The sequence below is a fragment of the Clostridium pacaense genome (assembly GCF_020709765.2).
GTDB classification, from domain to species: domain Bacteria; phylum Bacillota; class Clostridia; order Lachnospirales; family Lachnospiraceae; genus Enterocloster; species Enterocloster hominis.
The window spans coordinates 1-244 of sequence record NZ_JAJFEB020000185.1; the positions used below are offsets into that span (position 1 = coordinate 1).

At 53.7% G+C, this 244-nt stretch carries 1 protein-coding gene; it reads right to left on the reverse strand.

Translation table 11 applies throughout. The annotated features are described in order from the left end of the window. Window positions 1-244: hypothetical protein (locus LK536_RS58985; protein ID WP_506092358.1), on the reverse strand; the 244-nt coding region annotated here is incomplete at both ends.

Genomic DNA, 244 nt, shown 5'->3' on the forward strand with positions numbered 1-244 from the left:
CCTGGCTCTCCTCCTTCCCCTCCCTCCCCTCCCCTCCCTTTCTCCCCTTTTCCTCCCCTTTCCCCCTCCTTCTTTTTTTCCCCTCCCTCTTTTCTCTCCTTTCCTTTTCCCCCTTCTTCCCCCCCCTTCCCTTTTCCCTTTCCCCTTCCTCTCCTTCCTTTTTCCTCTTTTCCCTTCCTTTTTCTCCTTTTCTTCCCCTTCTTCCCCCTTCCCTCCTTTCTCTTTCCTTTTCCTCTTCCCTCCT